Raw genomic sequence first — 25,683 nt, forward strand, 5'->3', positions numbered from 1 at the left:
CTCATAAAAAATCATCAAATAAAAATGTAAAATCCTGATTAATTGAATGATAAAATTACGATACGATTATTTTATCATAAAATAGCCCATTTTTAGTGAATGCTAAGTATTGGTTTTTTTGTGCTGGGAGGAAGATTTTTCCTGTTGCTTAGATTGTTTAATAAGGCATTGGGGGTAGATATGCTGCAAAATTTATCGTGAGCTATAATTAGAAGATATAGCAGAAATATCTGCATGTACCACACTTTAAATAGATATACACGAAACATGGTATACAAAATTAGATTCCAACAACGAACATTCTGATTTACCGGCAGGTATTACAAAGCGCTTTTTATGACAAGCTCCTATTTAAAAAATCGTAAAAGAGGTTAGCAGATTTGCTTCTTTACGAAGCATTAGCGATTTATGGTAGGGCTTATGGACACGCAACACTTTGATACCAAAATAGGGTTCTATTGTTTATTTAGCGACCAATCTACCAATTCTAGTCAGCATACCCAACCAACATTTAATTCTGATGGGTCAGACAAACTGCTCGCACTATTAGAAAAATTTATTGAAGAAGACCGCATCAAGACCCAATCTATTGCTGCATTAAGCAAAGCGGTATTAGATCTTGCCAGTGAAGTGAAGAAATTGAAAGAAGATATATAAAGAATTATTAACATCATTTTAAATGATTAAATTCAATTTTGCAACGGGCGTTGCAAAATTGAATTTAAAATCGATATTCACTTTATCACTGATTGTGAAACTTATCTACCCAGTGCTTTTCTACGCTCCACCTCAGCCTGGAGACTCTGGAACCATTCCTGATAGACACGAGGCTCATAGATCATTTGCTCCTTACTATCCTTATTCACTTGCCCCCAATAGCCACTTTTACTGGATTCGCTTCCTTCATACATCGAGATCTTAACCTCCGTCACATCATCATTAACGGCCTCCACATAAAACATGGCTTTAGAAGTGTTAGCATCTTTAGAAGAGCCCCATAATGCGCGTTGCATATTCGCATTTTTATTTTCGAGACGTTTACTCGCATTGATTAGACCCGTTTCTTTATCAGCACGGTCCACAATATAACTCTCCGACTGCAATAAGCTAATAATGGACTTAAATATCAAATCATGACCTGATTCAAATTGTTTCGTTGTCATCATTTTTACCTCAGCAGGTGATTTAGTTACCATTTGAGTAGCGCATGAACTCAACAATGCGATAAAACATAACAATACTGTCGTTTTTTTCATTTCAATATAATTCTAAAAGTTAATATGCGGTGGATACGACCGAATAATCGGTTACAACATCATGCTCATCAAACGTGATGATGAGATCAAAAGATTTACTACTACTACTTTGGCTGGCACGCTGCCCTGCAAAAAAATCTGTAGATCCAGCTTTATTCTCGACAGACATACGATTATAACTCCAAACCTCTCTATTCGATTTGTTTTTAGAAACCAAATTTGGAGAACCAAACAACTTCATGATTTCATCTTGTGTGGTCTCCCCTTTAATGACCTTGCTTTTTACTGTACCCATGGTGAGGTTACTCTTTTGTGTATTACCCTCTGTTGCATACTTATAACTGGTACAAGAAGTAAGTGATAATACAAGTAAAACTGATCGTAATATTGTATACATAGCTTAAAATTTTGGCAAACCTATCGAATACAAATATTTAAAAGCTACGGTTAGCCGTAGGATTAATTGATATTATTCTCGTATGATAGCACAAAATACCAATGAGAAAAAGAAATTGTAAAAACTTGTATGAAAACATGAATTGATAGAAGAGAATGAACTAAATATCATACAAACTACTAAAAGAGTTTTTAGCAGAGTGGTATAGCAACGAACAATGACTTAGATGCTATAGATATCACTTTTTTTACCGGACCATTTAAAGTATTTAGTTGCTTAGGCAATAATATTATTTAATTATATTCAGCCATTTAATTTCTTTAATCCAAATCGGTCAATCTTAGACTCATTGCTGAGCTACACAACAGATATCTTAACTGAATATCGAATCACCAATCCTTTCATTCAATCATGATGACTACTTAATTTCCTTTCATTTGAGAGTTATTTTAAGCGATTTAAAAGATAATCCCTGCAAAAACACACTAGAGTATGGAAAAAGAAACTTAAGGACTTAAAACGCCTTATTTAAGATAAAACACATTTGAAATGTAGGTCAAGTATGAATGAAGCAAGATGAAGCGTGGATAGTGCGTTGATACTTTATCAACAGGTAATGTTTTACGCACTATCCATACTTGACCATTGCTTAGCATATGCACTACGGATGCTTGGGAGATACATGAACCACCTTGTTCCCGTGCTGGTCTAGGCGGGGCCTCCTGATCTTCAATCCAGCTACTGCGCTGAGTAGATATCCGGTACCTTTTTAGTAGCTCTTTGGTACCTTCTCCGTACATTCTTGGTACAGGATTGGTACACTCCCCGTGAATAGCCCGTACACTAACGGTACACTCTTGGCCACTTGAAAGCCTTATTTTCCTTCAAAAACAAAAGCAGGGATGTCCAGGCTATTTGGATCTGATTCGTACGTTGTTTTAACCTTGTTCGTACCTTGTTTTAAACTTTCTTGTCCCTGCACCGCAGTTGCAAAGTCCCTGCACCGTCCATTTCCCGGGTCAGGGACGGGAAATAGGCGGTGCAGAAGCGGTGTACAGACGGCTTTCGGTAAAACACTGTCCGAATCTGATATGAAGCTGATATCGAGCTGGTTGCTACCAAAACTCCTCCGAAACATACAATTTGGTATTTTTCTGCATTTCTTCGACCTTTCTTCTAGACTTGTTCTACCTCCACCTGAGTCTCCTTCGAGTCGGCTTCGAGTGTCCCCTCACTCCCTGTCGAAGCCCAGTCGAAGCCACCTCGGAGCCCACTCGAAGCGACCTAGAAGCGACCTAGAAGATGGGGCGAAGTTGGTTAGGAAAAGGTGAGTATTTTGTCCGCTGGATTCTGGTCTACTGCTGCTCGAATTTTGTTCGGCTCATCTTCGGGGAATTATCGTGTAGCAGGTGAATATTTACCGAAGGAATTTTGACTGATAAATCACACGTTAGTTGCTTGCACAACATTATTTTTGGAAGTGTTTTTAGGGATAGGGTTTTTAGGTGATATCAGCTACTTTCTATATAACAGCTCTCCGTCAGTTTTAAATAGTTATCGAACATATATCCCCAGATCTTAATTATCATTATATTTCTTCTGTCATTGTAGTCTTTTTTAATGGACAAAGATTACCTACTCCATTATTGCTCTGATAGTTAAGAAATCCAATCGGTCAAAATTATAAGGCTACAAATATTTATTCATTATTAAATTAACACTATATTAAACAATGATTTTGAAATTTTAACACCTCGATTTTATAAAAATTAATTTATATTGGTTATATTACCGTAATAAGAAATTAAGATCTAAATAAAATATGAGAATATTTTTAGTTGCAATATCCTCTTTAGCTCTTATTGGATGTAAAGAGGTAGGAAGTAATGAAGAAATTCTGAAGAGGGATAATATTTATTTATTGGATTCTATCGTAACAGACCAAGATTATGATGTTAACAAGGATGGTATTTCAGAGAATTTAATAAAAGAAATACCAGAATTAAAGGGATCAGTTGTACAAATAAAAGATATAGATGACATTACTTATATAAATATTTTATGGGCAGAACCCATTATTGACAATAAATTATTAATTCATACTATTGAGGAATCTTATGAAAAGAAATATGACATAAGCACTTATAATATCGTGCAAAACCAGTTTTATGGAGATCTAGTTAATAAGAATAAAGAGAAACTAATAAATCTAACGCAAAGATTATCTGGTGATAATCATGTTTATACTTATTCAAAACCTACAAGTATAAATCTTGAAAACAATGAGAAGCAGCTAGTAATTGTATCAAATCAAAAATTCATAGTGAATAATCAAATAGTTTTTCCAATGGTTAAATCATATTACACTATTAAAAGTTCTAAATAATTAAGATATTACTACTTAAAGTTTTTTTGTTTTCTAACCTAACACTAAAGCTGCATATGCCATGCTCCCAAGAAGTTATAAATTTTTTGGGAGCATTTTTATTTAATCTTAAAATTTTTACGACTAAAAATTAATATTTTATGAATCAGTAGCTCGATGCCTTCGTTTTGAATTGCTACTTAAAATTAGAGATTCTCTTATCTTACCAATCATTATATTGACCTATATTTTGAATTTAATTTATACATGATTTCACATACGTAACAATTCAGAAAGTTCAAATAAATTAAAAAAGGACAAGTTTTCTATCAAGGATAAATAGACATCCACAGATAAAATTACATTACATCATATAATATAAGGAAGTTGATCGTTTTCAGAACCTATATTTGATTACATACAATAACCCAGAAAATATTTGTCCTTTGATTTTAAAAACATGAGTTTCCTACTTATCCTGTCAGATAGAACAGGAAATAGAAAAGCCACATCTCACGACGTGGCCCTTACTAAACATATGAATTAAACAGTAAATTATTGATAAGAGTTAATGGATTGAGATACTTTCCAGTTACCACCGTCATTGACCAAAGTAACTAAATCGATCTTGGTAAAACCTTCAAACTGCAGGATTACTTTTGCAATCATATAGTCACTTGACTGCTCAACGATGGTGGTGCTTGTTTTACAGTTCAAATGCTCACCTTTTTGTTTTTTCAGTAATGAAATAACTTCTCCCCGGCTGTTGGTTTTATCTGTTGCTGCCTGTACTTTTTGACTGAAACCGGATGCGAACAACTGCTCTACTCCTGCGGACTCTCCTTCGGTCATCACGGCTACATAATGGTCAATGGCGAGATCTGCTGTGGATAAGTTGATAGCTGCTTTCTTAGAGTGGTCGCCTACTGGTTTTGCTGCCGCCATAGTGAACGTAGATACTGCGATCAAGGCTGCTGCTGCGAATGTTTTTGCTAAAGTTTTCATATTGTCTTTATGTTATATTGTTAGTTTTTTATTTAGTTGTTGATTCAAAAGTAGGGTGTAAATCGTCCCTACCCTATGGCAATTAGATTAAACCAACTAAAAACTCGGTGAATGTTGGAAATAAGTAGGTGAATCATTTTTGGATATTTTTGATTTGAGTATACTAAGCGCCGAGGTCGATTGGTTAAATATTTTTTGTAAACAAGTCTGCCTAAAAAATGGCTTGTGAAGCTGTATGCTATAGCAAGTTTATTATGATCGAAAGAATTAGAACTGGAGTAGCATACTAACCGACAGAAAAGCTATTGATTACAATTTGTGAAAAAGTAAAATTTCTTTTGGAAAAAGATTTTCTGATCGATACATACACAATCTATTATTAGGCCTTATTTGACATCGAAAATTAGCGGAAAATCACTCTTTTTATGAGAAATATCTGATAACATAATAGACTTACATTGCCTATAAATATCACTATTTTTTAATTATTTAGAAGGCTTATATGTTTTTATTAAAAACTTGATCCTCCTGTTTTTTTTATTTATACTTGTAATAAATAATATTTCTATAACCTATGGATCTTCAAGAAGTAAAATCATACATAAGAAATTGGAACCAATATTTGCTACAAAAAGGAATTAAGGGATTGGTTAAAAAATTAGAAAAATTTCAATATTTTGAATTTGATGCGGAGCAGCTTCTGGGGGGTAACTCGGAGTATGTACATGCTTATCTGGGCATTTCTGAAGATCTTAAAGACGTCAAACTCTTTATTATCACGGATACTTTTGATTCAAAGAAGACACTACCCCATATCGAAAAACATATTTGTGTAGCTAATCCTGTAGTATTTGGAATTTCAGAACAACTGCAGGCAGAAATTAGCGATAAGAAAGCCATGAAAAGAATAAAAAGATGGCAAAAATCTCCAAAATCATATTTGAAGGGCAGTTTCTCCGAGAAAACCAATGTGGTACGTTGCTTTACAATTCCAACTGATGATTTACGGACGAAAGTAAATAGAGCTTATTTTGCCATCAAAAAAGCGAAAGATACCCGTCCGTTGGAATATGAGATCGATCTGATTATAAGAAATATAGATATGCACAACATGAAGGAATCAAATATATCCTATGATACCATCAGATTGGTTCCGCCATTTCCACCAAGTACTGAAAATTTTTACTTGATAGATGAGATATTGAACGACTAAATCATTTCAATGTTGATTAAATTATTGGATTGGGGTACATGGCTTGTGCCCCTTCTTCTGAGCTTAATGTGCTATTCGATAGCCAAATATTACAAAGTATTAAAACCTTACCAGAAGGTAATTTATATCTTCCTACTGATCTCTTTATCTGTAGACCTCCTAAGTCGTTTTTGGTCCTTCGCCTTTGCACAAAATTTAGAATTTATATCCATCTTTGCGATCATAGAAGTTATCATATTTTATATTTTTTATTATAAAATATTGTCATCTACAAACCATCTGCTCGGAAACATTCTCACTATTTTTGCTTTGGCCTATCTCTGTTTAGATATGCTATTATTCCAAACCAATCGTTTAACGGATTATCAAACTTATACCCGTAGTGTCAGTTCATTATACATTGTAGTCAGTAGTTTATTATATTATAAAAAAATCTATTCGGAATATACTAGAGATAAGGAATTGCTCCAGTTAAATGGAATTTTACTGCTGTACTATAGTTTGAATTTTATACTCTACTTGCCTATAAACTATATTATCAACGTCTCTGTAGCGATTAATATTTCATTATGGATATTCAAGATTATTTTGTTATTGATATTTTATTTATACCTATGGAAACATCTAATGAATTATGGCAAAAACAAGAAACAATCTCGAATTGGATTTTAATATCCATCATTTTTATATTCGTCCTGATAGCAATTGTCATCTATATATTTACATTAACAATCCATCAACGTTATAAAAATAAATTAGCACGTCAAAAAGCCGAACTCCAATATAAAATAGCGCTACATGATGCTACACTGCAAAGTATCGAATCAGAACGAAAGCGATTCGCATCCGAATTACATGATGGTATAATTGGAAAAATGACGGCCATAAGGTATAGTCTACAAATGAATTTAGCTCCAATAGAAGTTGACAGTCTGTTAGAAGACTGTATTATTGAATCAAGAAGCCTGTCACATCAGCTTTACCCACCGCTGCTAAAAGATTCTTCTATAGATCAACTCGTTCAAAGCTGCATACAGCCTTATCAAACAGCTATTGCTATTTCTTATCATTCGGATATGCGGTCTGAAATCATGCTATCTGAAGAACAAAAATTGCATATCATTCGTATTATACAAGAATTACTGACCAATACGATTAAACATGCTCAAGCCTCGGTAGTCAATATTAGGATTCGGATTGAGCGAAATATTCTATTGCGGTATACCGATAATGGTCAAGGACTAGTCGTTCAAAATAATCCCGGATTAGGTCTACAGAGTATTCAGTATAGAATGATGCAACTGAAGGGAACCAGTAAAATTTATACCCAGGGTAAAGGTTTTAAAACATTAATATATATTCCAAGATGCGTACAAGATTAGCCATAATAGACGACGATTATTTGTTAATAGAGCTGATGCATAGGTTTCTGCAGGAGCAAGATTTATTTGATGTTACTTTTTCTAACACCCAAAGTAAAGAAGCTCTAGACTTACTTACTCAAGAGAATATGCGTCCGGATATTCTTTTATTAGATCTTAAAATGCCGGAAATCAATGGGGTAGATATGCTCAAAATAATAAAGGAAACATATCCGTGTATAACCGTCATTATCATATCATCCCATTACCAAGATAATCACCTCAGCTATATGATCCAACACGGGGTGGCTGCATTCGTACCCAAAGGAATTTCATTAGCTATTTTACTGCGCGTCATAAAAGGTGTCCGCGAACATGGATTTTATCTTTTGCCCGCTCAAATAGATGTCCTTCGAAATCAGGTAGCTCATGCCACCACTGCGCCAGACTTTTCAACTCATGGCATGACCGAACGTGAAATAGAAATACTAAAATTGATAGCCCAACAAAAGACAGCAAAAGAAATTGCTGAAATCTTATTTATCGCTCCTCGCACTGTTGAAGGCCACAAAAACAATCTATTTTCTAAAACGGGAACAAAAAACATAGCTGGATTAGTCATTTTTGGTATTCAAAAAGGCATGATCAATCTAAACGAAATCAACTTTTACTAACTCGCAACTCTTTATTATACGCCTACCGTACCCACCTCGAAAAGGTATGGTAGGTAATATTACCTGTCCTAGATTTTAGGTAATTCCTTCCTAAAACCCTTCAGCTCCGCTCGCTAATTTTGATATACTCAATAATCAACTGGATAGATGAGCTGGATGATATGAACACTTATAAATCTTTAATAAATATGAATACAAAAGAAAATTTTTCGACGATAAAAGTCGGGTTATTTTTTGACGGTACAGGAAATAACGGATACAATAGCACCGCTATAAATCCAATTGATGAGGGCAGTTATCACGCTTCTCCATCAAACATCTTTCGATTATACAATAACTATCGCCATGAAAGTTTTGGCAATACAAACATGTTGGCCGTTTATGTCGAAGGCATTGGCACACTTACCTATCAGGAAGATTCGTACTGGAACCAAGCAACAGGAGATTGGTCAAGATATTATGGCGGAAGTAGTAAAATTAGTTTTGCACTTGAAGGTATTCATCAAGAACTAACACAATTGTTTAACTATAATACGTATGAAAAGGAGGTCGTGCTTGAATTTAATATCTTTGGCTTCTCGCGAGGAGCAGCCTTGGCTCGGCACTTTGCCAATCAACTGACCAAAGTCAGATCAGATGTTTATAACAAAATAAGTTCTTCATTAAGCAAATCCCAAAAGTCGCTTAAAGGCGTGGTATTGAATTTCATTGGACTGTATGACACGGTAGAGTCCTTTTTGCAAGGAAAATTTGATACCTCAACATCGGATCTAAACGCCAATTGCGTCTATCACCTCAGGGCGATGCATGAATGTCGTAAAAACTTTCCTTTTACATCGATCTTTGATAAAAAGATGAGTGAAAATGCCGACAAAACCGGTGGCGGATTCCTCGTGAATAAAAATTTCTTTGAACTCTATGTACCGGGGTGCCATGCCGATATCGGTGGTGGTTATTTGAACCATCTCATTGAACAAACGTCAATCACTTGTACATATACCGAAAAAGGTTCTAGAGAAGAAGTTGCCAGTCTACAAAAGAACAAACTGTGGGAGAAATTGATTGACAACAAAAATATCTCATACTACAATTATCCCACTCCAGGATTTAGCTATGCGATATCAAAACGTACAGATGTACAAGCAGAACTACAGTGGGCATATGCATTATTGATGCTCGATACTGCTGTGCAATTTGGCTGTCCTTTTAATAAAGAAGCATTTTTTGAACTATATCGTTTGCCTGCGGACTTAAGAGACCTTTTTACAGCACTTCAAGAAAAGAATGAATTGCTGATTAATAAAAAAAGTATCCAAGCTTTAAATCAAGATGTAATAGACCGTATAACACAACAGTATATCCATATTTCTGCAAATTGGGATTACATCAGTCATTCCCAAATTGGTCCATCAACCGAACCTTTAAAATATACTGCAAATGATGATTCAGCTGCCCAAAACGAGCTGACAGCTAATCTTCAAGCATCTGCAAGGGTAAACGAACCTGAAAAAAATTGGGTAAGAACAGTTAAGTATCAAAAATAGAATAGCATACCTTTTTAAACTGATAACCACGCCGTTTTAAAAGGCCGAGGCGTTTAGTAGAGCGTCATTTCATAGATCCATTTAATTTAAATCAATTATATTATGAGTGCAAAAAATTCAGATTTGTCAAACCCAAAATATGGGTATGACATGGTAGTCGCGACTACACAAACTTCAGTCAATGCCACCATGAAGGAGTGGCTATCCAAGTACAGTGGCAAGCCGTTTATTCAGGCTTATATTTATGATCCTTCCGCAAATAACGGAAGTGGTGGGCCCGCCCTGACAAATTATGACGAATTAGTAGCCAAACTCGGTTTTGATCCCTTCACAATACCTGAAAACACGCCAATGACAGATCCTCATTTAGTCAAGTTGCTGGAAGAGCGGTTTATGTTTGCCTTTTACACCGAACTTGGGCTTCCGGATTTCCCGCTAGAAAAGATCCCGCCTATCATCGAATTTAACAAAGAAGGTTCGTATGTGACCTATAATATGGTTGCGAAGACGTTCAAAATTGTGGTCATACAGCCCGGACTATATGGTCCTGCGACCTGGATCAATCTCAATCAACAAGATGCAACGGATCCATGGGTATTCTCGTTTACGATAGACCTCGACTTGCGCACAGACAATATCAACAATCATTTTAGTAATCTACCAAAAGAGACACAAAAGGAAATTAAAAATCTGGGGATCGATATGTTCAGCGTACAGCAGCTTTTTCTGGATCTCAATGCTGCAAGCCTTTCTGATAGTGTTACGATCAAAGGACTTGATAAAAATAGTGTAGCTTTTGTATACCTCAACCAGATATTCATCAACACCTACGTCGCTCAGATCAGTAAAGATGGTGGCATCATGCTCGGGTATAGCGTGGTATCAAAAGAAGAATTCCCTAAAAATGTATCCATCATCCCTACTGATATGAATTTTATGATCTCTTCCTATAAAGATTCGTCGGGTAAAGCTACTCCTGATTACAATGGGTATACGCTGAACTATCTCATCATGTCAAAAGGAAGACCATTGCCAGCGCCTGTACAGTTTAGCTGGAACTGGGTAGAAAAAGATCAGGTATCTCAGTATGCCGGTGTCATGGCGGTGAATAGAAATACCTTTATCACTTACCTACACCATTTGCTGTCGCAGGGGCTTGGTACCATTGCGAGGAAGCCTACCACCTATTTCCACATTAACTGTATAGAATGTGGTATACGCTGGGGCTATGACGCGGAAGAAACTCCTCAAACTTATAATATCGTGAACCAGAATGGAGCGCATGTACTGACCTATTCCTATAATAAAAGAGCATTTGACGATGATAGTCAATATTGTGGAATTTACGGGACTTGGGGAAATTTTGAAGCGAAATATAATGTACAATCTGATGTGTACTTGGAGGGCACAAGCATTCGTATTGAAACCACCACAACGATGTGGATGCACATCAATGTCTGCGGCGGTGTGACGGAAGGTAATTTTGCGAAAAAGTCATCTACAACACTCTATACGCTTGGTGTTGATGCCTACGGTCGCATTACCGTATCAACGAATGGACCCAAAATCACCGATCATTCCGATTCTGTAGATCCGAGCTGGTGGACTAAATTTTTGACTTTAGGTGCTATAAATGACATGGTTGACACAGTGAAAAACTCCGTTAAAGGATGGCTTGAGGGTTTCCTTGCAGCAGATGCGGACAGAATTCAACAGATGCTCAACAGTTCGAGCGGCTGGACATTCCCGGGCGCAAGAACATACGCATTTATGAACGCTCAGTTCTCTGAACATCAAGATCTTGTAACCAACGTTTTGTACATTTCTCCTAAAACCGACCGTAAAGTGATCGCTCAAATGCTTGCCTTAGTAAAAAGTGAACCTGAGATCCTTCTTGAACGCGCCGATAGCCTAGAAAAATTATTGGTTCGTAAAATACCGCAATTGTCTGCACTCATTGCAGAAATGGAACATAACTAGGCTTCATACCTAGACTATAAACAACATTAAAAAGAAGTAATAATTTAAATGGCTTTGACAATTCTATTACCATTGGTCCATATACGCCATTGATTTACGACAACATTCTTAATGATTGCAAAACAAGATTTTAAACAAGATTAATCTAAAAATTAATGCTATGCCACAAAAAAAAATAAATTATTCTACGGAATTAATGGTAAATTTTAAACAGGCAAAATCAGTTGCGCCACAGAAAAAGTTTGAAGCACTTCAAACGGACGAGGGCTATTCTCTTCTTTTTTCGATAGGTACTGATCAGGTATTTTATCTTACCCAACAAACATCGGGTACGACAAGCGGCTGGAAACAGGATGATCTCAGTAGCCTGCTGAGCAAAAATCACGGTGGAAAAAAAGTAGTTGCCAAAACATTTGCGGTATCCCAAAATTTCACCAGCAGAAAATTTGATGTTGTACTTGCTATATCCGTGGATGATACTGACTACCTGTATGTATCATTAAATAATAGCTCCAATTTAAAGGCACTTAACGACCTTACTTTTCAGTGGGAATTAATCCCCTATGACGATCCTAAACATACCAGTATTAAGCTGGATGTTAAAAACCTATACATAGCACAAACAAAAAATGAGGAATATATTGTTGTAGATATATCAAGATCTACCTTTGATCCACCTGCTGACTTTCTCGAACGGTATTATATCGATCCCAAAAAATTGAGTGGCAGATATTGGAATAACCTTTCGATGGGGGGTGATCTCAATCCAGGCATTAGCAGCACTTTGGGTCGTAAAGATCGTGACCGGGTAGATGGTATCTATACCCTCGGATCGATCAATGGCACTACGGAGTTATTGTATGCGCCGCTGTATAATCCCTTCGACCGAAAAGCTCCAACGACCATTACACGTTTACAGGTTCCATCGCAAGCAAGCGCACTGGCTGCAGTGAATGTAAATGGCAATCTGACCGATTTATTTGTCATAGGTGAAAAAACACTCTACTATTTTGCCGCTGATAAGCAACAGGATGGAGACGCTGGAATTCCTTTGATGAAGAGTGATCTGTTTGATGGTGTAAAAGATGTATTCGCCTTTTCTGACCAGGAGAAATATGTGATCTGGGGTAAAAACCGGGCCAATCAAATATTTTACACCTCTTGTCTCAAACAAAATATAACCGAGGCCAACTATTGGACCTTTCCAGTACCCATACTAACAGGTGTAGAGCAACTTTCACCCTTATTGAATATTGTTGATTCATCCAATGTATTTTTTGCTGTGGCTGGAAATCAATTGATAAAAGCGGAACAGTCGCCAGAGACAAGCATCTGGTCATTTCAGAAAATAACGTTAGAAATACCAGTTGAATCAAAAGCGGAGCACTACAGTTCTTATACTACACGTATACAACTAACGGACAACAACGATAAAGTACTATCTGACACAGTCTTAAATATCAGCTCGAATAGCCGAATGCCTGTACTTATCAACAATCTTTATTATGTGATTACGCCAGATCCGATTGCTATCCGTACTGATGATGCGGGCGTGATCACAGTTGTCGAAGAGATTCAAGATATTACAGGGCTTCAAATTATGGTTTCGGACGATGCAGGCACTTCCGTTGTCATCAACCCCATGAATAAGCCATTTGAAAAAATAGCCTCTTTAAATAGCTCCAGTAAACTGCGAGATGCAGTCATTGTGAATTCTGACGGACAAACTAGAAAACTGGTAAGTGCAGATGTCGATAATAATAGTTTGAACCAAGTAGCAATAGCGAACAGCAGCTTATCTCAGGCCTACAAGGAGGTGTCCGAAAATTTTAGTCATAGATCAGGTGGGCTGCTCATGAATATGGCATATGGCAATACCGTTTATCTTGAAGGAATAGGTGACACCATCGTATCTGAAGTCGGGGACCTGTTCAGGTGGCTGGCAAGTGGAGTAAAATATGTTGCCAATATCGTAAAGAATGTGGTAACAGGTGTATGGCATTTTGTCGTCCAAATTGGCAATAAAATTTACCAAGGTGTGCTTAATTGTGTTGAAAAAGTTGTCGGTGCGGTACGTTGGATCTATGACATCATCAAAACAGCTATAAAAGATCTGCTCAAATATCTCGAATTCCTGTTCCAGTGGAAAGACATTACCCGCACAAAGGAAGTATTCAAAAATCTTAGTAAACTCTACCTTAGACATCAGATCGATCAGGTAGGCGAATTGAAAACTGCTTTTGACGGCGAGATGAAAAAGCTGGTTAAAATATGCAATGAATGGGGAGGCATTACAGACTGGAAAGGCTTGGGTGCTGCGGCAACTTTGCCAGCAGACGCGAGTTCGCAGCCAGCAAAGGGAGATTCAGCTCCTGCAGATCTTCTACTATCTCATTTCCAAAACAATGTCAGTCATATTAAGGCAGATCCACTCGTTGCCAAACTCAACATGGACAATCAGTCGATTATCGATTTACTGTTCGACACCCTTAAAAAAGAAGGTGTGATCTTCGATGCCGTACTCGATCAAATCGATCAACTTGTCTCCGAGTATCAAAACATGACCCTTGAGGAAATCCTGAAAAGAGTAGTCGCTATCATTGGCTCTGGTGTATTGGAAACCACACAAAATATATTTGACGTCCTTTTTGACATTTTTATAAAAATGCTGGAATCGGCTTTAGAGATACTAGATACACCAATCTATATCCCAGTGGTAAGCGATATCCTCGAATATTTTGGTGTGCCCAAAGTCTCTATGTTAGATCTGCTCTGCTATATAGGTGCAGTGCCGGTAACTGTAGTATACAAAATGGCCAAAGGTGCAGTACCTTTTCCACAAGATGAATTTACAAACTTTTTAATCAAAGCTTCCACTTTCGAAGAAGTAGAAAAGGCTTTCAACCCGCCAAAAATTGTGTTGTATACGCATCAGAAAGATCTGAAAGTTGAAAGTACTGCCGTTACCTTATCCGTAAATCCCAATCAAATTTTTTATGTCGATGCTGGTCTTTTTAGGGAAATGAAAAGTAACAGTTTGACTATATCACCAGAAAACTCAAAGGTAATTTCTACCGTTGGAAATATGTTTGCAGGTTTCTTTTCGCTGATGTCCATATTTATTGTTCCTTTTGAAGCGGCTGCCCCAACAGGAGAAAATCCATTTGGTACTTTCTCTGCCGTATTGGGTGTTTTGGGCGCTGGATCAGTTGGAATTAGCAGTACATTAGTTCCTAAAATGCCGATTAAAAACAAAGTGGTTTCATGGATTAACACGGGGACTACCGTGACTAGTATTCTTTCCAAAATAGTTTTCAGCGGTCCTGCACAATCAAAATTCAAAGCCTCTCCGGGAATTATGAATAAACTCGCTGCTGGTGATGGGCGTGCTACGGGAGCTATTGTAAACAGCATACTTATACTTCCGGCTCTGTTCTGCTCATGTTGGCATTTTTACGAACTAGCCCAGGAAAAAGAAAGTGCTACACGAAGTGTCGCGATCATTAATGAAACAAGCAATATGACTTCATATATCAGCAGGCTTTCTTATGCCGTAGCTGTCAATGTGAAAGATCCAGAGGTGAAAGCTGTCTCCATTGGAGTACTAGTGGTGGCGAATATATGCACATCAGGCTTGCAAACGGCGAGTGCAATAGTGAATGGATAGGTCATTCAAAAAGTAGGGATTAGTTTTTTTAAAGCCGCTTAAGATTTTAATTTTAAGCGGCTTAACCATATTTAAAACAGCCACCCCCTAAATTTCCCCCAAGGGTAACGCGCTGTGAATTGCTTTCATTATCTATAGATGATTTGTTTTTTAGCGGAATAGATGAGATCCATTCGGTCAGTTCTTTGATTTAACGATATTTACAACAGCTTATTAATGCGTTTGCCGATTTCGTAGATGGTTGGGAATTGCTTTCATTATCTATTTATAATTTGTTTTTTTATTGGAATAGATGAGCTCCTTACAGTCGGTTCTTTGATTTAACGATATTTACAACACCCAGCAAAAACCTAGAGCAAATATATAGAGCGTTGGGAATTGCTTTCATTATCTACACATAATTTATTTTTATTGGAATAGATGAGCTCCCTTCGGTCGGTTCTTTGATTTAACGATATTTACAACAGCTTAGCGCCTCGTCTATCTACGGGGCATTTTTTTGTTTTAATAATTGGTTATTTGCGTTTTAGAGCATATTTAAACATTTAACTTCTTAAAAGTAGATCAACCTAATGACTACTTTAATCCAGTACTATCCTCTTTTAGATGAGGTTAATTCCGTTTAAATGATAGCTATTCTTTCAAATTCATAGTTAGTTATTACAGCTAAGATACGTCTTATTTCAATAAATTACATATCACCAATTTAAAAAATCACATCACGCAACTCCCGTTAAACAACCTGTAAAATAGCATTATACACCTGTGAACATAAGCAAAAATAATATGCTTGACTAAGTTTAATGATCACCTTCTGCAGTCAAGCAAACAACAACCTCCAGTCCATATTTAAACCCTACAACTTACTGGTTATTTAACTAAATAAACTTAAATTTGAATTAAAAGGCATCAATCCGATCATAGAAAAAATATTGGAATGGTGCTGAGTTGAAATAGGCATTCTTACAGAAAATTGAAATGATTGTAAACAACAAAATAGGAATTACACTATCTGGTGGTGGTTTCAGAGGAATCGCGCATTTGGGCATCCTGCAATATCTAAAGGAATTGGATATACAACTTCACGCGATATCTGGAGCAAGTGCTGGAGCCTTGGTTGGTGCTTTTATAGCGGAAGGATACGCTCCGCTAGAGATATTAGAACTGGTAAAAGTAGAAAAATTCTTCACCTATTCCGACTTTTCTATTAGAACGGATGGACTGTTTAGTGCAGATATTTTTGAAAAAATCATTAAAAAGTATATTCCTCACGACAGTTTCGAAGGCTTAAAAATGCCGCTTTATGTTGCCGTGACGGATTTAACTAATGCGGAGTCGCTGATCTTTAATCAAGGTTCACTATCTTTTGCGGTTAAATCTTCTTGCTGTTTTCCTTTGGTATTTCAACCTGTAGCTTATAAAAACAACCGTTTCCTGTGTGATGGAGGAATAGTGAATAACTTTCCGGTGGAGCAGATCAAAGCGACCTGCAACAAAAGTATCGGCATCAATGTCAATCCGGTCAACCGCTCTGAAGGTCGACTCAACTACAAACAGATTGTGGAACGCATCATCCGGATCACGACTTCCAATATTAGGGCTGAAGCTCCTGGTGATTGCGATATATTCTTACAGCCGGAGGAGATCAATCAGTTTAAAACATTTGACACCAGTAAAGTGGATCAGATATACCAGTTTGGATATAACTATGCTAAAGCATTTGAAAAGGAATTTATCACCTTGAAGAAGGAGGTTGGTTAATACCTCCGCTCGTTCATTCCGACGGGAAAGATGTCTTCACTTTTAACCTGCTGGTGCAGGATAGAAAACGGTTTATTTCAATTCCTTCATAAGAGCGTGGTCTATTAATTCTCTTTTCTCCTGATCTATTTCACATCTCGTGGCATAATCTTTCCAATTACGTACAATTTGCAGACAGTCATTGATTGCATTTTCCGGATATCGAATGGAATTTTGCTCGGCTATCGTCAATAGATCTGCTCTCAAAAAATCCTTGCGCTTGCCGTTGACACTTAAATTATGCTGGCTCACCCAAACACTGTCAGGACGGTATGCGAAACAGATGTCGTATGCAGGTGCTAATGTCCACTTTCCTCTGCGATCCATTAAAAAGGCAAAGTTCTTGGTATGATCGTCACAATTTCGTGCGATGATATTAAAGACCATGCGCTTGTACATTTGCTCTGCTTCTGCATAGCTCAACCGCAACTGACGCATGGTTTGAAAGACTTGCTCATAGCTATAGGAGGAAATATTTGCAAAATCATAATGCTGCAAGGCACACAATGTCTGGCTGTGAATTTTTTGATTGCCGGCTATACGATCAAAACGTTTGGTCATGAAGTGCACCCGATTATTTTCTTCAATCAATCGCGATTCCATCATGTCAATACCAAAGTCTATGGCCATCTGATAATAAGCCATCTCGACTCTTCCGTATCCTTTTGACACACCAAATTGCACGTCGCTTACCTCGTCAAACTTGATTAACCAATGCTCAAAACCTTCGTCAACTAACGTTTGTCCAGATCTCACCTGTCCCGTCTGTTCATTATAGGCGATGATGGCTTTGGGACGTGCACCTCCAGCCGAAGTTCCCATTTTCAACACATCCAACATCACATCTTCCATGCTTTTATTGGTTTTTAGGTTGATTATCTCCTTGTTCTCCAATAAAGCTTTTGTGGTTTCGATCAAATCACTTAATTCTACCTCATAAGAAGCTGACTCCTTGCTCAACACGGGTTCGAATTCTAAGGCTCCCATTCCACGTTTACCAATAAAGCAGAGCAACTCTACGGGATTCAGACTATTATCAGGACGCCCCTGTCGGGCAAGCCAGGCATTGATTAAATCTCTCCCGTAACGATCTGGTAAAGCATCTGCTAAAAGCCCGGGCAAACCTTTGAAAGTTTCACTATCCCTGAATTCCGGAAAATTATATATTCTATTTTTTGCCGGCATTTTAATGGGGGCAATAGGAAAGCGGTCTATTGGAAATTTGGGGTCGTACTCAAAACTAGCAAGACCTCGGTCTGCATCCCAGGCGACTGCGCCTACGCGCCGCCCGTAGATATTGATAAATGCTGTCGTTACCATCCCAAATCGTTTATATCTGGATGCTCAGATTGTGATCTAGAGGCTCGTTTACGTTGCTGCTTTTCGCCCTTTGCCAGTTGTAAAGGGCTTAATTCTTCTCTTACTTCAAAATCATTTAACACATAAAGCGCATGTAAGGTGCGTAATATTTTAATCAGATTGATGAGCGATATATTGTCTCCGCGCTCGACCAAACTTAAGGTAGAGCGGCTAATGGCGGCTTGTGCTGCCAACTCGCTTTGGGTTAGGTTTTGCTTGATCCGGGTCTGTTGAATAAACCAACCTACTTTTTGAAGAATGGCTTTATCCGACAGCAAGCTAATGTCTACTATATCATTCATAAGCATAATTTTTCAGTATTAATGCGTATTATTTCATTCATTAAAGTAATATAAAATAATTACAATCTAATGTACGAAATAAAATGCATAAAGAGCAAAATAACTACTTTATGCCTCAAATATCACTCATTAAGTAAAATGAAAAAGTACCTTAGTTCTTATCCATGCTTCCGAGCGGCATCTTCTCGAAAGGAAATAAAATCTGCTAATGTATATTCTGGACAAGCGCCTTCCTGAGCAGTAACAAATGCGCCTAAGGAAACGGCTTGATGCATCATTGCGGTTGCGGAAGTTCCCTGCTCCAATCTTTTGGATAAAAAACCGGCCAAAAAGGAGTCACCACTACCAACAGTATCTTTTACTTGAATAGGAATGGTCGGTATGGAATAAAAATCATGATGATCGGCATATAGCGCTCCTTTACTTCCCTTGGATACGATCACCTCTCCAATACCAAAGGTATCTCGCAGAAAATTTACACTATCCTCTTCTGTGGTATAGGACTTACCCATAAAATCAATCAGCATACACAGTTCGGCTTTATTAAATTTGGCCAAGTGCGTTTTATACAACAGATCTTTTATAACATGTACATCATAATGTGGTGCACGCAGATTGATATCGAAAACAGGGTATGAACTCGCTTCTAACAATTGGAATAGGGTGTTTCTTGTTCGTTCGTTGCGGGTAGCCAATGATCCAAAAACCAGTGCATCGGATGTGGCTACCATAGCCTGGTTGACAGGATTGAACTCCATATAATCCCACGCTACGTCGCTAACAATATCATAGTGCGCATCATGATGTTCATCGATCGTAGCGACAACGGTGCTTGTTGGATAGGTATTGTTGATCTGTATTCCTGCTGTCGAGATTTTCCAGTCCTGTATTTTTTGCAATAGTTCACGGCCTAATTCATCATTTCCAACACTGCTGATCATATTGACTTCAACGCCCATTTTAGAGAGATGGTAAGCGACATTGAAAGGTGCTCCTCCAGCTCTTCGATCTCCTCCCGGGAATATATCCCATAGTACTTCGCCAAAACAGGCTATTTTAATATCAGGTGTTGCCATATGAGTTTTTAATAAAAATATATTGAACAGAAAAATGAGAGGAGCGGTCTTTAATACGCAATCCTACTCTTTCTATGTGCTAATTTACTCATAATTGAAGAAATGATTGGCGATCAATCTGATCCTGTTGTAAAATTATTAAAAATAGGCCTGTATCATCCTCTATTTTAGAGTATATTTTGAAAGTTGCACTTAACTTCTTAATTTAAAGACAATATTATAACCCTATTTTTAATAAAATAATAAGTCTTGAATAAAAATAAAGATCAAATTATTGCGAATGCCTTTTCCGAGATCAAAGATTTTTATGATCAACATGGCCGGATTCCGATAAGGCGTGAACGTGAAGCTATCAATACGATCGCGCGTCGGTACTTTGGAACCTGGAATAATTTTATAGCTGCTGCAGGCTATCAACCTAACGTAAAAAAAACAACAGCACAAATTACCAAGGAATTGTTTAAAATGGTACATGATTTTTATCAATTACATGGACGCATCCCGATGCGTCGAGAATTTACCAGGAAAAATGGTACTATATGTAAATATTTTGGATCGTGGAATAAATTTATAGCTGCTGCCGGCTATGAACCTAATTCGCGAAGGGTACCGTCCAAGATGAAACTTAAAAACTCCTTACTGCAATACTATCTGAAACATCAAAAGGTCCCAACTATTGGAGATTGCCGAGCCAAGAATGGTCTTTACAATCATTTGTCGTATTTTACACATTTTGGACTTAATTCATGGCCAGATGTGCTCGAATATGTCGGTCTCCGTCCCTATTTTAGAATCACAACGATGACTGATGCCGAAGCGAAAGAAGAGGTCATCAACCTCATCAAAAAACATAAAATTAAATACGGCAAAACATATGAAAAACTGAAACCTGAAAATTTTCCTTCGCTATGGTACCTGAAAGAAAAGTTTGGGTGGAATAATCTGTGCTATATGGCAGGAACAAAGATACCGGTGACTAAATTTAGCGTTAAAGACCACTACTTGAATCTGAAGAAAAATACAAGTAAGCCAACCGCAAAAGAACTGGCTAAAAAGATGAAAATATCACCTAGTGGTATCGTTTGGAATCTCAACCAACCTTTGAATGATTTTATTCTATCGATAGGACATGAACCTGCACATAAAACACCGACAAGATGTAAGCTCACGAAAAAACAACTTGCCGAACTTTATAAAACAAAAAGCTTAGCAAATGGATATCCAAATGGTATGCCCCGGGATAAATTACAGGAACTGACCGGATATTCAAGAGATATTTACGAAAAGAGGTTTTTTTCTATGAATGGTCTTCGGCTCGTGTGTCATTTTAAGTTAGCATTTAGGGGAGGTAAAAAATATTCGGAAGAAGAGCTGCGCGATATCTTAAATCAACCTCCCTATCGAAACCACAGATAACATCAATATAAAACCCTCAATGTACTCATTGAGGGTTTTATACGCTATATTTCCATATGGTTTACGCTTTTTCTTTACGATAAGCGAGATAGAAAACAACGGGTAAAATGGTGAACGAAAGCACCAAACAGATCAACAGTCCACCGACAATCATAATGGCCAGTGGTTTCTGGATTTCAGAACCCATCCCTGTTGATAGGGCTGCCGGCAGTAGACCCATCGATCCCATTAAGGCGATCATGACTACAGGCCTGATCCGGCTTCGGACTCCTTGTATAATGGAATCTTTTAATTTCATTTTATGCTTAAGGTTGTCGCGGATGACTCCAATGAGTACAATCCCATCAATCGTGGCGACTCCAAATAGGATAATGAAACCAATACCTGCCGATATCCCAAAGATGGTACCTGTGGCCCAAAGTGAGATAAATCCTCCGATAAACGCAAAGGGCAACGTGAGCGAGGCAATAGCGGTATCTTTTACATTTCCAAAGTTGGCATATAGCAACAATAAAATCAGAACTAACGAAATCGGAACTACTAAAGCCAATTGCTTGGCAGCACGTTCTTTACTCTCAAACTCTCCTGCCCACTCCATGTGATTTTCTTTTGGCAGACTGACTTCTGCGGCTACTACTTCTTTGGCTTCTGCGATGGTACTGCCCAAATCACGACCGTCGATGCTAAATCCAACACCGATATAACGGCTATTGCCTTCACGATAGATAAATGCAGGTCCTGTCTGGTAATTGATACTTGCTATTTCCTGTAAAGGGATATTCTGCCCATTACTGGTGGGGATCAAAATATTGCCAATTTTGGTGGGCGTATCGCGATAGGCTTCTTGAAAACGAAGGATGACATCAAACTGTCGATCGCCCTCATAAAAGGTCGTCGCTGCCTGTCCGCCGATCGTCATTTCAATAACAGCCTGTACATCGCGTGTCTGAATCCCATATTTTGCCATCTTTGAATCGTGCAACTGAATCTTCAATTCCGGTAATCCAATATTCTTATACACATTGAGGTCGGTAATACCCTGAACCTTTGAAATGGATTTGGCCACTTGATTTGCATATTTCTCCAGATCGTAGAGATCGTCGCCAAAGATCTTGATGACTAATGAACTCTTGACACCGGCGACGTATTCTTCCACATTGTCTTGGATGGGCTGACTGAATCCAAATGTAATACCGGGATAGTGATCTAATTTGGCTCGCATTTCTTGAATAATATCTTCTTTGGATACGTTTCTCTTCCAGTCGCTCGCATCTTTCAACTGAACATTGAACTCGATATTAAAAAATCCGGTAGGATCTGTTCCATCATTTGGCCGACCAGTTTGTGTTAAAATAAAATCAATCTCTTCACAATCTTTCTGCATCAGTTTTTTCATTTCTGTCGTCAAACGGGTCGATTCTTTCAAATTGACGCTATTGGGCAAAGTCGCACGGATGTAAATGGCTCCCTCGTTGAGTTTGGGTAAAAATTCGGATCCATAGTGCATAAATTTGAAAAGACATAAGGCTAAAATGCCTAAAAATAGACCAATAGTAGCTTTTTTATATCGGAATGCGGTGGCATACATACCAAAAATTGTTTTCTGGAAAAATCGTGTGATCATATTTTCCTTCTCCTCCATATTTTTGGTAAACAACAATTTACACATCGCCGGAACATAGGTCAAACTTAAGATCAGCGATCCTAATAACGCGTAACCCAATGTAAATGCCAATGGGGTAAACATCTTTCCCTCTACTTTTTGAAAGGAGAAGATCGGCAATAGTGCAACGATCAAAATCAGCAATGCAAAGAAGATGTAGGAAGCTACACTACCTGCACTTTTCTTGATCACCCCCAGCTTGCTCATTTTGGCAAAACGCTCGGCCCCTACCCGATGCGATAAGGTAGCCATGGCAACGAAAACAGTTTCGACAATAACAAGTGTTCCCTCCAGCAACAGTCCAAAATCTAAAGATCCCATGGAGATCAGGTTGGCCGGCAATCCTTGTATTTTGAGCATAATAATCGCAAACAGAAATGCGAGCGGTATGACCGAGGCGACGATAAAGGTGGACTTCCAGTTGTAAAGAAAAATAAAAACAATCAGTGATACCAACAGGATCCCTTCCACCAAGTTTTTAGATACCGTCTTGACGGTATTGTCTACCAATTTGGTTCTGTCGATAACAGTTTCGATCTTCACATTGTCGGGCAATGTGCGTTCGTTCAGTTCGGTAATTTTTGCTTTCAGATTTTCAATTACAGCTGATGGATTTTCTCCACGCAGCATGACCACAATCCCTTCGACCATATCGTTGTGTTCATTGTAGCCGACCTGCCCTAAACGCGGCTTATGGGAGATGACCACTTCGGCCACATTCTTAATTAAAATGGGGGTAGAACCGTTTAATTTAATCGTAATATTGCCAATATCCTCGATCTTATCCAATAGACCTACTCCACGCACGACATACGCTTGACTTCCCTGTTCGATGACATCTCCACCCACATTGACATTGGACTTGGATACGGCTTCATAAACATCTAATGGAGAAAGGTCAAAATTTTTCAATTCTGTTGGATTGATTTTGATTTCATAGGTTTTCTCTTCTCCACCAAAACTCACCACATCGGCAACTCCAGATACAGAAAGCAATTCGCGCTCAATCACCCAGTCCTGTATGGCTGTAATTTCCTTCAATGGAAGATCACTTTTGATCACATAGCGAAAGATTTCTCCTGTAGCTCCCGAGGGAGGTTCAATTTCAGCACTGGCACCTTCGGGCAGCTGGACGCCGCTCAGTTTATTGGAGATATACTGCTGTGCATAAAAATCATCGACTCCATCTTCAAACTGTACGGTCACCACGGAGAGACCAAATAAGGATATGGACCGAATATTGGACTTGTGCGGTATACTATTCATCACCTTTGATATCGGTAAGGTGACCAGTTTTTCCATCTCCTCTGCACTTCTACCAGGCCACTGCGTGATGATACGACCGCGCGTACTGGTTACATCAGGAAATGCTTCGATAGCGGTATGGCGTAGGGCATATATACCCCCAAATAGCAATGCTATCGTTGCAAATAGAATAACGGTGGTATTTCGCAACGAAAAGGTCACGATATTTTGTACTAACTTTTGCATGCCTTAGGGGTTTAACTGTTCAAATAATAACAAGGCATTTTTACTGATGACCTGCTCACCTTGCTCGAATTTTTCCTGAACAAATGTATATTGCTCATTGGATGCGAGTGTCGTAATGCGTTTGGTCGAAATAGCACAGTCATTTTTATAAATAACGACATATTCTTTATTGTTGTGAAAGACAATGGCGGCATTGGGCACCGCATAGGCTTCAGCTCCTGCATTGGACTTGTCGATAATGATATCGGCTGCTAAACCGGGCATCAACTGTAAATTTTGATTTTCCAAAACCACACGCGCTTTTAATACGTGTTCATTGTCATCAAATACATGGTATATTTTATCAATTTTACCGGCATAAAAAATATCAGGCTGTGCGATCGTTTTTACTTTTACCGCATCGCCTTCCTTGATGTATTTCAAATTATTGGCGTAGATATTGACCATCACCCACACTTGCTTGAGATTGGATATCGAAAAAAGCGGATCTTGATCTGCTGAAATACTCTGACCGACACTGACTGCTTTTTGAATAATGTAGCCGTTTTTGGGTGCTACAATTTCAAAGGATCCCTGCCCCTTGGCGCGATACATTTTTAAGACTTGTTGTACGCGGTCTAATTCTATTTTTAAGCTTGCTAACTCATGTTCTGTGGTCAGTACTTCGGTACCTGCGACCATACCGTCCTGTAGCAATTCTTTTTTGGTCTGCAATTGTTTGGTCGCCATCGCGATTTGATTCTGGAAATTGCGCTGTTCTTGAAATAGCTCTTGTACATGTGTTGATTTGATGGTGGCCAATATTTGTCCTGCCTTGACATAATCACCCAGTTCAAATCCGACACGTTCTACTGTACCTTCCAATAAACTTCTAAAAGCCACCAGATCATTCTCATTATAATCGATCTTTCCGGATAAAGACAGTTGTTCGGTGATCGGTAAACGATCAATTGGACTGATAACAGTCGTTTTTTTCATCTGCTCACTCAGGCAAAATTTGGTAGTATCAGCAACATGCCCGGTTGTAGTTGTGGTGCTATCAGCTGCACATCCTGATAGCAATTTTATCAAAACAACCATCGATACATATGTTAATTTGGTTTTCATTATGATC

20 protein-coding genes are annotated in these 25,683 nt (G+C 38.1%); 10 read left to right on the forward strand and 10 right to left on the reverse strand.

Annotated features, from left to right (window positions below; genetic code table 11):
• The first annotated feature begins 420 nt into the window (after positions 1 to 420).
• A complete protein-coding gene (locus tag MUB18_RS20125; protein ID WP_248754396.1) occupies positions 421 to 657 on the forward strand; it encodes a hypothetical protein in 237 nt (78 codons plus the stop codon).
• A 101-nt stretch (positions 658 to 758) separates the two neighbouring features.
• On the opposite strand, the gene MUB18_RS20130 is transcribed toward MUB18_RS20125, so the two are convergent.
• The 4 genes from MUB18_RS20130 to MUB18_RS20145 form a co-directional block, all read right to left on the reverse strand.
• Positions 759 to 1,256 (reverse strand): hypothetical protein, encoded by a 498-nt coding sequence (locus MUB18_RS20130; RefSeq protein ID WP_248754397.1) that lies wholly within the window; start codon positions 1,254 to 1,256, stop codon positions 759 to 761.
• Positions 1,257 to 1,275: 19 nt separating this feature from the next.
• Entirely contained in the window at positions 1,276 to 1,653 is a 378-nt protein-coding gene (locus MUB18_RS20135; protein WP_052627786.1) for a hypothetical protein, read from the reverse strand.
• A 524-nt stretch (positions 1,654 to 2,177) separates the two neighbouring features.
• Positions 2,178 to 2,453, reverse strand: a complete 276-nt coding sequence (locus tag MUB18_RS20140; protein ID WP_248754398.1) for a hypothetical protein — start codon at positions 2,451 to 2,453, stop codon at positions 2,178 to 2,180.
• Positions 2,454 to 2,527: 74 nt separating this feature from the next.
• Positions 2,528 to 2,791 (reverse strand): hypothetical protein, encoded by a 264-nt coding sequence (locus MUB18_RS20145; RefSeq protein ID WP_248754399.1) that lies wholly within the window; start codon positions 2,789 to 2,791, stop codon positions 2,528 to 2,530.
• 684 nt (positions 2,792 to 3,475) lie between these two features.
• On the opposite strand from MUB18_RS20145, the gene MUB18_RS20150 reads away from it, so the two are divergent.
• Positions 3,476 to 4,039 carry a hypothetical protein gene (locus MUB18_RS20150; protein ID WP_248754400.1) on the forward strand — a complete coding sequence of 188 codons (564 nt, stop codon included), beginning with the start codon at positions 3,476 to 3,478 and terminating at the stop codon, positions 4,037 to 4,039.
• Positions 4,040 to 4,573: 534 nt separating this feature from the next.
• Here MUB18_RS20150 and MUB18_RS20155 read toward each other — a convergent pair.
• Positions 4,574 to 5,023, reverse strand: a complete 450-nt coding sequence (locus MUB18_RS20155; protein ID WP_248754401.1) for a nuclear transport factor 2 family protein — start codon at positions 5,021 to 5,023, stop codon at positions 4,574 to 4,576.
• Positions 5,024 to 5,597: 574 nt separating this feature from the next.
• Here MUB18_RS20155 and MUB18_RS20160 point away from each other — a divergent pair.
• From MUB18_RS20160 to MUB18_RS20190, 7 genes are all read left to right on the forward strand, one after another.
• Positions 5,598 to 6,236 (forward strand): hypothetical protein, encoded by a 639-nt coding sequence (locus tag MUB18_RS20160; protein ID WP_248754402.1) that lies wholly within the window; start codon positions 5,598 to 5,600, stop codon positions 6,234 to 6,236.
• Between the two features lie 569 nt (positions 6,237 to 6,805).
• A complete protein-coding gene (locus MUB18_RS20165; RefSeq protein WP_248754403.1) occupies positions 6,806 to 7,618 on the forward strand; it encodes a sensor histidine kinase in 813 nt (270 codons plus the stop codon).
• Complete coding sequence (locus MUB18_RS20170) at positions 7,603 to 8,271, forward strand: response regulator transcription factor (RefSeq protein WP_248754404.1); 669 nt, start codon at positions 7,603 to 7,605, stop codon at positions 8,269 to 8,271. Before MUB18_RS20165 ends, MUB18_RS20170 begins: the two co-directional genes overlap by 16 nt.
• Positions 8,272 to 8,459: 188 nt before the next feature.
• Positions 8,460 to 9,815, forward strand: coding sequence for a T6SS phospholipase effector Tle1-like catalytic domain-containing protein (locus tag MUB18_RS20175; RefSeq protein ID WP_248754405.1), 1,356 nt, complete (start codon positions 8,460 to 8,462; stop codon positions 9,813 to 9,815).
• 102 nt (positions 9,816 to 9,917) lie between these two features.
• Complete coding sequence (locus tag MUB18_RS20180) at positions 9,918 to 11,795, forward strand: hypothetical protein (protein WP_248754406.1); 1,878 nt, start codon at positions 9,918 to 9,920, stop codon at positions 11,793 to 11,795.
• 160 nt (positions 11,796 to 11,955) lie between these two features.
• Entirely contained in the window at positions 11,956 to 15,462 is a 3,507-nt protein-coding gene (locus MUB18_RS20185) for a hypothetical protein (protein WP_248754407.1), read from the forward strand.
• Between the two features lie 978 nt (positions 15,463 to 16,440).
• Entirely contained in the window at positions 16,441 to 17,223 is a 783-nt protein-coding gene (locus MUB18_RS20190) for a patatin-like phospholipase family protein (protein WP_248754408.1), read from the forward strand.
• Between the two features lie 72 nt (positions 17,224 to 17,295).
• On the opposite strand, the gene MUB18_RS20195 is transcribed toward MUB18_RS20190, so the two are convergent.
• From MUB18_RS20195 to MUB18_RS20205, 3 genes are all read right to left on the reverse strand, one after another.
• The gene (locus MUB18_RS20195) at positions 17,296 to 18,582 is read right to left on the reverse strand and encodes a type II toxin-antitoxin system HipA family toxin (protein ID WP_248754409.1); all 1,287 of its coding nucleotides are present in this window, start codon (positions 18,580 to 18,582) and stop codon (positions 17,296 to 17,298) included.
• Positions 18,576 to 18,923, reverse strand: a complete 348-nt coding sequence (locus MUB18_RS20200; RefSeq protein ID WP_248754410.1) for a helix-turn-helix domain-containing protein — start codon at positions 18,921 to 18,923, stop codon at positions 18,576 to 18,578. Before MUB18_RS20200 ends, MUB18_RS20195 begins: the two co-directional genes overlap by 7 nt.
• A gap of 158 nt (positions 18,924 to 19,081) precedes the next feature.
• Positions 19,082 to 19,999 carry a carbohydrate kinase family protein gene (locus MUB18_RS20205; RefSeq protein WP_248754411.1) on the reverse strand — a complete coding sequence of 306 codons (918 nt, stop codon included), beginning with the start codon at positions 19,997 to 19,999 and terminating at the stop codon, positions 19,082 to 19,084.
• A 249-nt stretch (positions 20,000 to 20,248) separates the two neighbouring features.
• On the opposite strand from MUB18_RS20205, the gene MUB18_RS20210 reads away from it, so the two are divergent.
• Positions 20,249 to 21,415 (forward strand): homing endonuclease associated repeat-containing protein, encoded by a 1,167-nt coding sequence (locus MUB18_RS20210; RefSeq protein ID WP_248754412.1) that lies wholly within the window; start codon positions 20,249 to 20,251, stop codon positions 21,413 to 21,415.
• 61 nt (positions 21,416 to 21,476) lie between these two features.
• On the opposite strand, the gene MUB18_RS20215 is transcribed toward MUB18_RS20210, so the two are convergent.
• Both MUB18_RS20215 and MUB18_RS20220 read right to left on the reverse strand, forming a co-directional pair.
• The gene (locus MUB18_RS20215; RefSeq protein WP_248754413.1) at positions 21,477 to 24,569 is read right to left on the reverse strand and encodes an efflux RND transporter permease subunit; all 3,093 of its coding nucleotides are present in this window, start codon (positions 24,567 to 24,569) and stop codon (positions 21,477 to 21,479) included.
• Between the two features lie 3 nt (positions 24,570 to 24,572).
• Complete coding sequence (locus MUB18_RS20220; protein WP_045753740.1) at positions 24,573 to 25,676, reverse strand: efflux RND transporter periplasmic adaptor subunit; 1,104 nt, start codon at positions 25,674 to 25,676, stop codon at positions 24,573 to 24,575.
• Positions 25,677 to 25,683 lie beyond the last annotated feature (7 nt).

It is taken from the genome of Sphingobacterium sp. PCS056 (assembly GCF_023273895.1).
GTDB lineage: Bacteria > Bacteroidota > Bacteroidia > Sphingobacteriales > Sphingobacteriaceae > Sphingobacterium.

Coding starts and splice junctions, on each gene's coding strand:
- MUB18_RS20125 (WP_248754396.1), top strand. CDS start 421: ATGGACACGCAACACTTTGATACCAAAATAGGGTTCTATTGTTTATTT.
- MUB18_RS20130 (WP_248754397.1), bottom strand. CDS start 1,256: ATGAAAAAAACGACAGTATTGTTATGTTTTATCGCATTGTTGAGTTCA.
- MUB18_RS20170 (WP_248754404.1), top strand. CDS start 7,603: ATGCGTACAAGATTAGCCATAATAGACGACGATTATTTGTTAATAGAG.
- MUB18_RS20175 (WP_248754405.1), top strand. CDS start 8,460: ATGAATACAAAAGAAAATTTTTCGACGATAAAAGTCGGGTTATTTTTT.
- MUB18_RS20165 (WP_248754403.1), top strand. CDS start 6,806: ATGGATATTCAAGATTATTTTGTTATTGATATTTTATTTATACCTATG.
- MUB18_RS20155 (WP_248754401.1), bottom strand. CDS start 5,023: ATGAAAACTTTAGCAAAAACATTCGCAGCAGCAGCCTTGATCGCAGTA.
- MUB18_RS20190 (WP_248754408.1), top strand. CDS start 16,441: ATGATTGTAAACAACAAAATAGGAATTACACTATCTGGTGGTGGTTTC.
- MUB18_RS20215 (WP_248754413.1), bottom strand. CDS start 24,569: ATGCAAAAGTTAGTACAAAATATCGTGACCTTTTCGTTGCGAAATACC.
- MUB18_RS20220 (WP_045753740.1), bottom strand. CDS start 25,676: ATGAAAACCAAATTAACATATGTATCGATGGTTGTTTTGATAAAATTG.
- MUB18_RS20150 (WP_248754400.1), top strand. CDS start 3,476: ATGAGAATATTTTTAGTTGCAATATCCTCTTTAGCTCTTATTGGATGT.
- MUB18_RS20140 (WP_248754398.1), bottom strand. CDS start 2,453: ATGTACGGAGAAGGTACCAAAGAGCTACTAAAAAGGTACCGGATATCT.
- MUB18_RS20200 (WP_248754410.1), bottom strand. CDS start 18,923: ATGAATGATATAGTAGACATTAGCTTGCTGTCGGATAAAGCCATTCTT.
- MUB18_RS20160 (WP_248754402.1), top strand. CDS start 5,598: ATGGATCTTCAAGAAGTAAAATCATACATAAGAAATTGGAACCAATAT.
- MUB18_RS20145 (WP_248754399.1), bottom strand. CDS start 2,791: ATGTTTCGGAGGAGTTTTGGTAGCAACCAGCTCGATATCAGCTTCATA.
- MUB18_RS20180 (WP_248754406.1), top strand. CDS start 9,918: ATGAGTGCAAAAAATTCAGATTTGTCAAACCCAAAATATGGGTATGAC.
- MUB18_RS20205 (WP_248754411.1), bottom strand. CDS start 19,999: ATGGCAACACCTGATATTAAAATAGCCTGTTTTGGCGAAGTACTATGG.
- MUB18_RS20135 (WP_052627786.1), bottom strand. CDS start 1,653: ATGTATACAATATTACGATCAGTTTTACTTGTATTATCACTTACTTCT.
- MUB18_RS20195 (WP_248754409.1), bottom strand. CDS start 18,582: ATGGTAACGACAGCATTTATCAATATCTACGGGCGGCGCGTAGGCGCA.
- MUB18_RS20185 (WP_248754407.1), top strand. CDS start 11,956: ATGCCACAAAAAAAAATAAATTATTCTACGGAATTAATGGTAAATTTT.